Raw genomic sequence first — 13,286 nt, forward strand, 5'->3', positions numbered from 1 at the left:
TATCTTTCAAAACTACATAAAAAGTTAAGCTTTCGTGAATAGGCATTCAGCATACCCCAAAGCCGCTGAAATTTTTTATCTTTAGAACTCTAGTATAATCAAATAAAAAAATTAGAATATAATATGGGAAAAGGATTTTTTCACGTCCCTGTTGCGACAAACGAACCAGTAAAATCGTATGCACCAGGAACTCCGGAGAGAGAAGAAGTATTAAAAACATATAAAGAATTATATAACACCAGGATGGAAGTGCCGCTTTATATTGGTTCTGAAGAAATCAAAACCGGCGACACTAATACCATGCACCCACCGCACGATCACAAACATGATTTAGGCGTCTACCATAAGGCCAGTAAGAACCATATTGAAAAAGCCATTGAAGAATCTTTAAAGGCCCGAAAAAAATGGGCTGATTTGGATTGGGAACACCGTGCAGCTGTATTTCTTAAAGCTGCCGACTTAATTGCGGGGCCTTACCGGGCAAGAATAAATGCAGCCACTATGATTGGCCAGTCAAAGAACATTTACCAGGCTGAAATTGATTCGGCTTGTGAACTTTGTGATTTTCTACGTTTTAATGTAGAATATATGTCACAAATTTACGACGAGCAACCAGAATCTTCTGAAGGAAACTGGAATCGCATAGAATACCGCCCTCTTGAAGGTTTTGTTTATGCTGTAACACCATTTAATTTTACCGCAATTGCAGGAAACCTTCCGTCAAGTGCTGCTTTAATGGGGAACGTTGCCATATGGAAACCAAGTGATAGTCAGATATTTTCTGCACAGGTGATAATGGAAGTATTTAAAGAAGCAGGAGTCCCCGATGGTGTAATTAACATGGTGATGGGTGACCCGCAAATGATTACAGATGTAGTGCTGGACAGTCCAGACTTTGCAGGGATCCACTATACCGGAAGCACCACCGTGTTTAAAAATATTTGGGCCGAGATTGGAAAGAATATCCATAAATACAAATCCTATCCAAGAATTGTTGGAGAAACAGGAGGAAAAGATTTTATAATCGCCCACCCCACTTCAAATGCAAAACAAGTAGCCACAGCAATTTCGAGGGGAGCTTTTGAATTCCAGGGACAAAAATGTAGCGCGGCTTCCAGAGTTTATCTTCCGAAGAACCTTTGGCCGGAGATAAAAGACTTTGTTATAGAAGATGTGAAATCCTTTAAAATGGGATCGCCGGAAGATATGTCGAACTTCATCACAGCGGTGATTCACGAAGCTTCTTTTGACAAACTGGCAAAGTATATAGATCAGGCTAAAGAAGACAAAGATTCTGAAATTATCGTGGGAGGTAATTATGATAAATCTGAAGGTTATTTTATAGAGCCAACAGTAATTGTAACTTCCAACCCAACCTACGAAACTATGTGTACCGAATTATTTGGACCCGTAGTGACCATCTATGTATATGAAGAAAATAAATGGGAGGAAACTTTGGACCTGGTTGATCAAAACATGTATGGATTAACAGGAGCAATATTTTCAGGAGACCGTTATGAGGCCGAAAAAGCTACAAAACGACTTCAGAATTCTGCAGGTAACTTCTATATTAATGATAAGCCTACCGGAGCTGTTGTGGGACAACAACCCTTTGGAGGAGCACGTGCGAGCGGAACCAATGACAAGGCAGGCTCTAAATTAAATCTCCTTAGATGGGTTTCCCCGAGATTGATTAAGGAAACTTTTGTTCCGGCAACAGATTACCGATACCCATTTATGGGCGAATAAAACCAGAAGAATACCATTATAATATCAACCCCGGGGAATAATTCTCCGGGGTTTTTTTGTGGCCACAATTTATTGTCTTTTGCTGAAGCACTTACAGGGAAAATAGTTTAAAATGAAATCCCTTACCTACAAAAAATAATACAAAACTTTGAGCGCTTCTTCCGGAGAAATGCGCTGAACGAGTAATTAGGAGCTTCGTCGAAAACTTCCATCCTTCCCCTAAATATACAGTACTTTAGATTATTAAAACTCTTTGCCTCAGAGTTTTACCACCCCTACTTAACGGCATATAACGGCATATAACGGCATCGAATATGGTAAAAAATCTACTTTTCCCTTCTATATGGATTATACTATTTTTCCTGGCTCCGATGGAGGTGGTTGGGCAGTGTCCAACATCTGTAGGGGTAACTGCAAACCCGGGAACCATAATTTGTGCGGGGGAGTCGATTACATTTACCGCAAATCAAACAGGGGGTTCTCTTCTGCAATACCAGTGGTTAATTAATGGAAATGAAGTTGAAAATGAAACAAATCCTACTTTTACAATTAGCTCCTTAACAAATGGTCAAAGAGTGAGAGTAAGGGTCACCTCCTCGTCTGGAGGTCAAACTAATTGTCCTGCACTAAGTAGTGAAGTTCCCATTACTGTAAATCCAATACGCACAGTTTCTGCTACCATATCTGCAAATAACTCTAACATTTGCCCAAGCCAGACAGTGAGTTTTACTATTTCCTCACAATCTAATATTGGAAGTGGCTCACAGTATGAATGGAGGGTCAACGGCACTTCCCAAGGAACCAGCAATACATTTTCCAGTAGTAGTCTAGTCGCCGGAGACAACATTCAGTTGTGGGTTGATTCATCTGTGCCCTGTACAGATCCAATCCTTTCAAACACTATAACAATTAGTGAAAAAGCCGGTCCCCCTGCAACTCCAGGAACTGTAAGCGGCGAGACTACAATTTGTCCAGGTTCAATAGGATTAGTATATCAAATTAGCTCTGTTGCAAACGCAACATCTTATGAATGGCAACTTCCTTCCGGTTGGTCGGGTACCAGCACCACAAATTCTATAACAGTTACTTCAGGAAATACAGGTAACGCTACAATAAAAGTAAGAGCTAAAAATGAGTGTGGAAATAGCGAATTTCAGACTTTAGATGTCACTGTTCAGGATGCAACTCCCTCACAACCGGGAGCTATTTCAGGACCTACATCTGTGTGTCCTGGGGTTTCTGCTGATTACAGTATTTCCGCAGTAGCTCGTGCTACGGAATACATCTGGACATTGCCTGATGGCAGTACCCAAACCACCACTGCGCCTAATATTTCGGTTACCACTAATACCTCCGGCAGCAGTAACATCTCTGTACAGGCAAAAAATACTTGTGGCTCCAGTACTAAAAAAACTTTAAATGTTTCGTTGAAGCCCGGGAAACCTGCAACTCCTGCTACAATTACCGGCAATGCCGCAGTGTGTCCCGGAATTTCTCAAACTTACAGCGTTGCCGCAGTTACAGGAGCAACATCTTATGCTTGGACTTTACCCACAGGATGGACAGGCACTAGCACCTCCAGAAGTATTAGCGTAAACACGGGAACAGCAGGAGGCAACATTAGTGTTATTGCCATGAATGATTGTGATGATAGTGATGTGCGAGAATTGAGCGTAACAGTAGATGCGGGAACTCCCGCAGTACCCGAATTTATTTCACCACTTACTGATGTTTGTCCCGGAGTGGCTGAAACTTTTACAGTGAATGAAGTCGCTGGAGCAACAAGGTATATCTGGACTCTTCCAAATGGTTGGAGTGGAACCAGCACGACGAATACAATTTCCATAACTTCGGCAAATTCAGGCACAGGATCTATTTCTGTCCAGTCAACAAATGGTTGCGGCACAAGTGCAAAAAAGGCTATTCAGGTAGCTATTAGACCACCCTCACCCACAATGACTGCTACTATTCAGGGACCCAATAATGTTTGTGCCTCCACTGCAGGATTAACCTTTACTATACCTGATGTGCAATATGCGACAGAATATGTTTGGAGTGCTCCGGGCTGGAATATCACTAATGGTCAGGGAAGCAGAACAGTCACTGTTACTTCGGGAACCGGAGCCGGAACTATAAGTGTAAAGGCAAAAAATGATTGTGGTGAAAGTGTTGCTGCAACTAAAAATATCACTGTTACTTCGGGAGTTCCAGCTAACCCTGGTACTATAACTTCAAGTTTGGGCAATAATACTAACATTTGTCCTCCGTCAGAAGGTATAACTTTTACGGTTTCTGCAGTAACAGGAGCTACAGGCTATTCATGGAGTTTACCTGCTGGCTGGGAAATTACTGCAGGAGCAAATACACGATCCATTACTGTAAGAGTAACTGCCAACGCCCGCTATCAAGACGAAAATGTTTCTGTTAGGGCTACCAACGTCTGTGGGCAAAGTGTCCAGACAAGCACCTTTTCAGACATAAGAGTTAATAATTTTATATTAACAAATGTTGGTCAAGATAAAACTGTGTGCCGGGTAAGAAATCCTATTTCAATTGATGTACAGGCATCATTTGGGAGTTCAGATAGACTCACCCCTAATTTTACATCAACTGGTACTGGAGCTTTTGGAAATGTACCTCCAGGAAATAAAAATATTCCCACAAATTATACTATTACCTATACACCAAGCGCAGCCGATACACTTCAGAACAGTATCACCATCACACTTAAAGTACCTCCTCCAACTGGGGGAGGAAGTAACAGGCCCTGTGGAACTGGTGAAGATCAAATGATCATTTCCTTTAAAGATTCCCCAACAGCATCCATAGCAACCCCTGCAGCAATTTGTACCGGCTCTTCTACCAATTTAACTATTACCGGCACACCAAATTCAAGAGTTACCTATAGAAAAGGAACACAAACAGGATTAACAGTAGATATAGGCACCTCCGGTACTGCAACCATAGCCTCAGGAAATCTTACAGCTAATACTGTTTTTACCTTAACAGGTATAACGAATCTGGATTCACCCACTTGTTCAAATACCAGTTTATCCTCTGCAGCTACTGTAACTGTCACTCAAACACCTACCGCTACAATTTCCTATGCCGGGCCATATTGTAAATCTTTAAATACAGCACAAACTCCTACCCTTTCGGGAACCAATGCTTATACTGGTGGAACATTCACCGCAACGGGAGATCTTGCTTCAAAAATTAATACTTCAACAGGAGCATTTACACCTACTAATGTTGCAGCAGGTACTTATACTGTGACATATACTATTCCGGCAGCTGGAGGTTGTCCGGCCAGTACAGCCACAACAGAAATCACTATCACTCCTCTACCAACAGCTGCTATAGCTTACGAAAGCAGTCCGTTTTGTTCCTCAGACAGCACAGACAAACTGGTCACTTTAACCGGCACCAATGCTTACACAGGAGGCACTTACAGCTCCACCAATGGCCTTGATCTTAATGCATCTACCGGTTTAATTAAAGCTGCTTCCAGCACTCCGGGAAATTATACTGTGACCTATAGCCTTCCTGCGGCTGCAGGTTGTGGAGTTGTTACTGCTACCACACAGGTTACTGTAACAGAAATTCCTGTTCCTGTAATTTCTTATACCGAAAACCAAATTTGTAAGGAAGACACGAACACTTATAATCCTGCTATAACCGGCACAGGGATAGTTACAGGGGGGACTTTTTCAGCTCCTTCTGGTTTAAATATTACCTCTGCTGGTATTGTTAATCCTTCAGCCAGTACTCCGGGCACTTATAAAGTGACCTACACTCTGGCACCTGCCAATGGCTGTAGCCAGATAACTGCAGAAAACGAAATTACTATTACTCCGGTCCCTTCTGTAGAAATAAGCTATGCAGGTCCGTTCTGTGAATCAACAACAGGTACAAAACAGGTTATCCTGGCTAATGGAACCGGAGCTTTTGAAAATGGAAGTTATAGTGTTACACCAGCCGGTTTGACTATAAATTCTTCTACAGGTGCCATTACACCTTCAACCAGCAATGCAGGAGAATACAACGTGACCTATACTATTCCTTCGGGAGGGGGCTGTGAGTCTAAAGTTTCTGAAACTACAGTTAAGATTACTGCTGTTCCCAGGGCAACCATAAGTTATCCTGATGCAGCATTTTGTAGTCAAGATGTTAATACTTACAATGTTACCTATAGCAATACTGATGGCAATTTTGAGAATGGAACTTTTACTGGTACAGCTGGTTTAATTATCGACAGCTCCACAGGCGCAATAACTCCTGAAGGAAGTACGCCGGGACCACATACAATTACCTATACTATTCCTACTGCAGATGGTTGTGAAGCTGTAACTACAGCTGTCAACATAGACATCATAAAACCGGTAGAAATAACTGCTCAACCCTTCAACGTGGGAAAATGTGCAGGTGAAACGGCACGATTAGAGGTAGTTGCACAAGGAAATGATCTAACCTATCAGTGGTTTAAAGATGGTGCAGAAGTTCCCGGTGCAACCTCAGCAATTTTGGAATACTCCCCAGTAGATCCCGATGATGCCGCACAATACTATGTCGAAGTATCTGGATCATCACCCTGTTCTTCTGTTACTTCGGAAACTGTAAGTCTAATTGTAGATCAAAATATTGAGGTTGATTCTACACCAGAAGATAAAGAATTATGTGTTGGGGATTCTGCTTCTTTTACTGTAGATGCATCAGCCAACGGTGGAGCTGTAGAGTACCAATGGATGAGAAATGGTGTTGAGCTAGAAGGAAGAACTAATAGCTCTTTAGTTCTTGAAAACATTTCTTTAGAAGATGAAGGTGAATACACTGTGTTTTTGGAAGGTCCTGAAGGTTTTACCTGCTCTACCATTACCTATACCGCAGGAAGTTTAGATGTCTTTGAAAAACCAGTTCCAAATGCCGGAAACAATATTACTGCTTGTTATTCTGAAGGAGCTATTGCCATCACTGATGGTGCTTCGGTTACTAATTCCAGTGCTATATTGTGGGAAGCGGACGGAACCGGAACGATTAACAATGCTGATGAATTAACAGGAGCCACTTACACACCAGGACCTGATGAAACCGGAACTATTACTTTAATTTTAACTGCCTTCGGAAATTCAACCTGTACCGAGGTTGAAGTACAAAAAACCTTACAAATTGAAAGGCTGCCTGTCATTTCTGCCTTCAGCTATTCCGCTGTGGAGTTTTGTGAAACAGATTCAGTAGAAAAAGAACCGATACTTGAAGGAAATAATGCTTTTCAGAATGGCTCTTTTTATGTTACTCCAGCTAACGGTTTAAGTATAACTGCAGATGGTAGAATTAATCCCTCAGACAGTGATCCCGGCACCTATCAAATTAAATATTCCACCCCGGCAGGAACATATTGCTACCATATTGAAAGTGAAGCAGTTACTGTGGTAATAGGCTTAGAACCTATTGCAGATTTTTCCTATAATGGCAGCATATATTGTAGAGATACCCGGGACGCATCTCAAAATGTAAACCCAATAATCTCTCTTACTGAAGCCAGGGGTGAGAATTTTGATACATTTATTGTTATAGATGCTACTGGTACAGTTATTACTAATTCAGGACTTGACTTAAATGCTGAAACCGGGGCAATAAATCTATCCAATAGTGCTGCCGGAGATTATATCATTCAAAGAACCCTCAATTATACAGATGCTGAAGAAGATGGTTGTGTTGCCGTTACTGCTGAATTTCCTATAACCATTTCTGATAAACCTATTGCCGACTTTTCTTATTCAAGTTCAGAATACTGTTCAGATGTTATTACTAACCCAGTTGTTCAATTAGCAACTGGAGCGGTTGCCGGAACATTTTCTGAAAAAGACGGAAAAACAGGGTTAGTTTTTTCTAACACTTCAACAGGTGAAATTAATATAGCCACAAGTATTCCAGGTGAATATATCATAGTCAATACGGTTGATATAGTTGATGATGGTTGTGATCCTGTTTATTTCGAGTTCCCGCTTACAATTACCAGAAAATCTGATGCAACTTTCACATACACCAAACAAGACTACTGTATAACTGATCAGCTAGCTGCAGTATCAGAAGGTTTTGAAGCAGGTGGAACCTTTTCAAGCTTAAACAATACGCTTGGTAATAAGTTAAATGCTTCTACAGGTAATATTACCTGGACTCTTACAGACAATAGTATTGCCGGCTCCCACACGATAATCTATAAAATTGCCGGCAAAGGTAGCTGTGAGGATGTGGAACACTCCTTTACCATTAACATAGATCCTATTCCACAGGGAGGAAAATTATCCTTTGGAACTTTTGGAAATATGTTTGTCATATGTGACAATCCAGGGACTAATTATGCCGTCGATTTAGCGCTGACCGAAAGCGTTGGTCGTGTAGCTGTATGGAAATACCGCACTAGCACCGCTACAACCTGGTCTGATCTTATGATTGATGGTGCGCTGTTTACCGGCACCATGCTTCCTGCTGCCGTTTTAGAAGATTTATTAGCCGCTGGCAATATGGAAAGTATGGTCTTTCGGGTTCAGCTTGGAGGTGGTGGATGTTCCGCTACAGTTTTTTCTGAAACGGGAATTGTAAGTGTAATTTCTGCTAATATCATAAAACCGACTCCGGTTACAGTAAGTGATGAAGTGATTTGTATAGGAGACGAAATAACTTTATCCTCTACTGCAGAATATTTAAATGGTCCTGACATAGCAGATGGAGGAGCATTTTACAGAGCATCAATCACAAGAGATGATAATCCGTGGAGAATTAACCGTGATCCAAATGGTCAATTTCAGTCAAGTGCAAATAACACTAAACCTGATATTTGGGAAAGGGCTAACCCACGTGCTTACTCCACTGCAGATATTACCTCTCCTTACACTGTAAGGGATAACATTAGATGGGAATCAGACGGTCAACCAGGTTTTGCCATAGTTTCAGGAAATAGGACCTCCACTCTTGAAACACCTATTTTCAACATTGACGGTTTTGATCAGGCAATTTTAACTTTTGATCAAGCCTTTAATTTAACCCCCGGGGCTTCAATTCGGGTTGAAATATCTACAAATGGTGGCAGTACTTATCTACCACAGGCATTATATGAAAGAACCGGCCCAATGAGGAGCGGGAATTTTGGAAATTTTAGCGCTGGAGATATTACTACCCGACCAAATAACAAGATTAGAATTGACCTTGGAAATTATATGGGGCAGGGAAATCTCAGGATTCAGTTTAAGTTCGTTGGAGCAAGAGTTGGCGATGTTTGGGCTTTAGATAATATTGATATTCCTGATGGTCCCCGTGATGTTTCCACTGTATGGACAGATTATACAGATCCCAATAATCCGGTAGTTATTGGAAGATCAAATACAGAAACCTGGGAACCCACAAAAATTGGGCTCAATACTTTTGAGGTTCAGAGATTCATGATTTACAATTCTGCTGGAGATGAATGTGAAAACACTACTCCACCTGTAGAAGTTGAAGTTTTTGTGTATGATAGTTACACCTCTACCCCTTCTGCAGCATCTATTGCTTGCGGCACTAATAGCTTTAATTTATCGGTAGCGGTAACAGGTGGCAAGCAAGGCTCAATAAATAGTTACCCCACTGCTGATGGCTTTATAGGTCATTGGGAGGTAGTCAATTCTCCCGAAGGATATAGTTATAATGAAGCTCATTTTTCAGGTGGAATAAACAATCCAACAGCGGTGTTTACACCTAATGTTATAGGTAGTTTTACAGTAAGGTGGAACCTGGAACTTGAAGATGCCAACGCTGTTTCAGAATGTGAAAATGTGATCAATGAGATCGATCTTAATATTTATGATAAATATGCCTCTACAGCTACGGCTACAGTAGAAGCCTGTGGTATTAACAATATTTCTTTGGAAGGAACAATGGTGGGGCAACTGCACGGGGCTGTTACAGCTTACCCTACTCCAGATGGAACTTATGGAGAATGGCAGGTTATTTCATCTCCAACTAATTATTCTTATTCAACTGATCATTTTTCTGACCTAACCGATCCTTCCGCTGTATTTACTCCAAATTCTGTTGGGGACTATATCTTACGCTGGGCAATTATAAATGAAAACAATACGGGCTGTGAACATACAATGACAAATGTTACTGTAACCCTTTACGACTCTTATACATCCACTGCCACAGCTGCTCTGGATACTTGTGAGAATAATAGTTATAATCTGAATGCTACTGTCACAGGTGGTCTTCAGGGAGAAGAAGGAACATTACCAACCCCAGACGGTACAACAGGTTTTTGGGAGGTAGTTGAGAGTCCGACTGGATACACAGTTTCAGAAGGCCATTTCGTCGGGGGAAGTTCAAATCCCAATGCTGTATTTACCCCTGTTGTTCTTGGAGAATATACCTTGCAATGGAACTTAGTGAACCAAAATCTTGCAGCAGAGTGTTTATCCCCTGCTACGGTGTCGTTTAAATTATTTGACAGCTATACTCTTACTGCGGAAGCGGAGGCGGGAAGCTGTGGCAACTATGCCATACAATTAACAGGAACAACCACAGGCTTCTGGCAAACTAACGTTACATTTCCCACACAAGATGGATATATTGGGCAATGGAGAGTTGAAGGCGGTGCCGGTAATTTCTCGAATTCCGATCCAGCTGATCCAATCGAGCCTCTGAACAATCCAGATGCAATTTTTACAGCTACTGGTTTTGGAACTTATACTTTTTACTGGGAATTAATTCCTGATCCTAATCATGAAAGTGAATTCATTGAGAACACATCCTGCCCTGCTATTGCTGCAGAAGTAATAATAGATCTTCAGGGATGTACCGCTTTAGATTTTGACGGATTAAATGACAGAGTTCTAATAGACCATGCCTACCCGGATGTAATGAGTATTGAAGCCTGGATTCGTCCAAAAGAAACCGGAGGCACAATAATTTCGGGACCAAATTTCCGTATAACTACTCCAGCTGATGTTGTTCCAAACTCCAGGTGGTATCATATTGCTGTTTCGAATGGAAAGCTCTACATAGACGGTGTTGACAGGTCTGATTTAACCCTTGGAAATAGTGCCGGTTCAAAGACAGTGATTGGAGCTGAAATTATTAACGGCGAAGCCACCAATTTCTTTCACGGCTGGATTGAAGAAGTAAGATTATGGAAGAGAGCATTGACTGTAGAGCAAATTCAGTTTATGATGAACCAACGACTTATAGATAATGGTGCTCAAATGGGAGAGCAAATTCCTATGGACGCACCTGGAGGATTAACGTATGCTGATCTTGCCGGTTATTACAGATTAATTTCAGCAAACCCTGATCCGGCAGGATTAGTAACATTTGATGGTGCTTTAATGCCTGTAAATGGTGAAACTGCTAACCTGGCCAATGCTGCAATTCCTGGTAGATTGATAAATATGGAAACCAATCAGGAGAATACTGCTCCTCTCCCTTATTTTTCAGGAAACAACGGAATGTGGGGAACAGATGCTACCTGGGCGAGACCAAACGTATGGGATCCACCACACACTGGTCCTATAGAATGGAATATCGCACGCATATCCCATAATATCAATTCTGGCTCTAAAGACATAACTGTTCTTGGCTTGCTCTCCGATTCAGGCGAACTTACCATTGCTAACCCATCCGGAGCAGAAAACGAGAATAACAGCGGTCAATTCTTAAATATTACCCATTATCTCCTGCTTAACGGCAATATAGACTTAGTAGGTGAATCTCAACTATTGCAGGGCGAAGTAGGCATACTGGATGAAAGTAGTGCTGGCTGGCTGGAAAGAGATCAGCAAGGCACACGTAGTAGCTTTAATTATAACTATTGGTCCAGCCCTGTAAGTTTACAGGGAGAAGCCAATAATTCCAACTATACTATTGCCCAGGTTCTTCGGGACGGAACAGACAGCAATAATCCCCAGATCATAAATTTCAGGCCCGGACACAATGCTGCAGACAATGCAAGGACAAATGCTGTTACAGTTAGCGAATATTGGCTTTGGAGATTTAATGGCACTTCTGATGTTTATGAAGAATGGATTCATATTGGTTCCTCCGGAACCCTACGAACAGGGGAAGGTTTTACCATGAAGGGAACAGATGGAAATGCCGACATCGAAATACGCCAGAACTATGTATTTAAAGGAAAACCACATAATGGTGATTTTACCCTTCCTGTAGGAATGGACAAAAATTATCTTATAGGGAATCCATATCCATCTGCAATAGATGCACGGGAATTCATTCTCGATAACCTAAACGGAGATGATGTAAGTGGAGCCCGAAACACCCGCAATGTTTTTAATGGCGTTGTTTACTTCTGGGACCACTTTGCAGGACATACCCACATCCTGAGGGAATATGTAGGAGGTTATGCGGCATTAACTTTGGCAGGAGCTGTTCCGGCAGTTTCCATAGATGAAAGAATAAATGCCAATGAAGAATCGGGAACAAAAACTCCTCAGCAATATATTCCTGTTGGCCAGGGGTTCTTCATCAATACAGGGCTGGAAACCACCTCAGAAGGTGAGGCTGGAAACTCTATTAGTGTGGATGCAGGTAATATAGAATTTAAAAACAGTCAGAGAGAAACTGTACGGGAGACTTCGGATAATTCCATTTTCCTAAAACCAATTTATCCTTCAAAGAAAACTACGAAAGCACAAGATGAACGCGCAAAAATAAGGCTAAGATTTGATTCTCCTAAAGGTTATCACCGGCAGATCTTAGTCGCTGCCGATCCTATAACTACAGATAACGTCGATCTGGGATACGATGCTCCTTTAATCGAATATAACCTGGATGACATGTACTGGATTATTAATCAAAGAGAATATGTTATACAAGCCGTTCCTGACTTCGGAAAGGAAAGGATACTGCCTCTTGGCGTTCAATTGGAAGAAAAAGGAAATTTCACGATAGCCATAGATTCAAGGGAAAACCTGGGGGAAGATCATAAAATCTACCTTCAAGATAAACTGAGAGATAGTATCCATGATTTTAAAGACGGTCCCTACAAAGAAGAATCTGAAAGCGGCTTTATAGATGAAAGGTTTAGTATTGTTTTTCATAAAAAAGAAGTTCCTGTCCCCGGCAATGGAGAAGCAGAGGAAGAGGAAGAAGAATCTATTTTTGACGCAATTAATATAGCCTTTAAACATTCTTCAAGGGAATTAAAAGTATACAATCCGGATCTTATAAATATTTCTCATGTTATTTTGTTTGACCTTACAGGAAAGAAAGTACAGGAATTCAATAATATTGCTACTGAGAAAGAAGTGACTCTACCGGTGGTACAATTTCCCTCTTCGGTATATATCGTGAAACTGTTCAGTGATAAAAGAACACACAACAAAAAGATTCTCATGAAATAAATAGCTCCCGCCAGGTAAGCTTATCCGCTAATATAGTTTTAGCTAAATTTGCATCAACTAACCTGCATAGATTACAAAATTCTTACAAATTGAACTTCCAGAGGGTGTTTTTAACTGTAAAGTAACACCCTTTGCCGTTTTTTGTAT

2 protein-coding genes are annotated in these 13,286 nt (G+C 41.2%); both read left to right on the plus strand.

Features of this window, described 5'->3' with window-relative positions:
* The first annotated feature begins 123 nt into the window (after positions 1–123).
* The gene (gene pruA / locus RM545_RS12530; protein WP_311495622.1) at positions 124–1,749 is read left to right on the plus strand and encodes an L-glutamate gamma-semialdehyde dehydrogenase; all 1,626 of its coding nucleotides are present in this window, start codon (positions 124–126) and stop codon (positions 1,747–1,749) included.
* A 314-nt stretch (positions 1,750–2,063) separates the two neighbouring features.
* Entirely contained in the window at positions 2,064–13,139 is an 11,076-nt protein-coding gene (locus RM545_RS12535) for a DUF8693 domain-containing protein (protein ID WP_311495623.1), read from the plus strand.
* The last annotated feature ends 147 nt before the right edge of the window (positions 13,140–13,286 follow it).

Origin of the sequence: Autumnicola lenta, from assembly GCF_031846515.1 — a bacterium.
Taxonomy (GTDB): Bacteria; Bacteroidota; Bacteroidia; order Flavobacteriales; family Flavobacteriaceae; genus Autumnicola; species Autumnicola lenta.

Excerpts from the sequence above, each read along its gene's own strand:
- pruA (WP_311495622.1), top strand. The coding sequence starts at position 124 with ATGGGAAAAGGATTTTTTCACGTCCCTGTTGCGACAAACGAACCAGTA.
- RM545_RS12535 (WP_311495623.1), top strand. The coding sequence starts at position 2,064 with ATGGTAAAAAATCTACTTTTCCCTTCTATATGGATTATACTATTTTTC.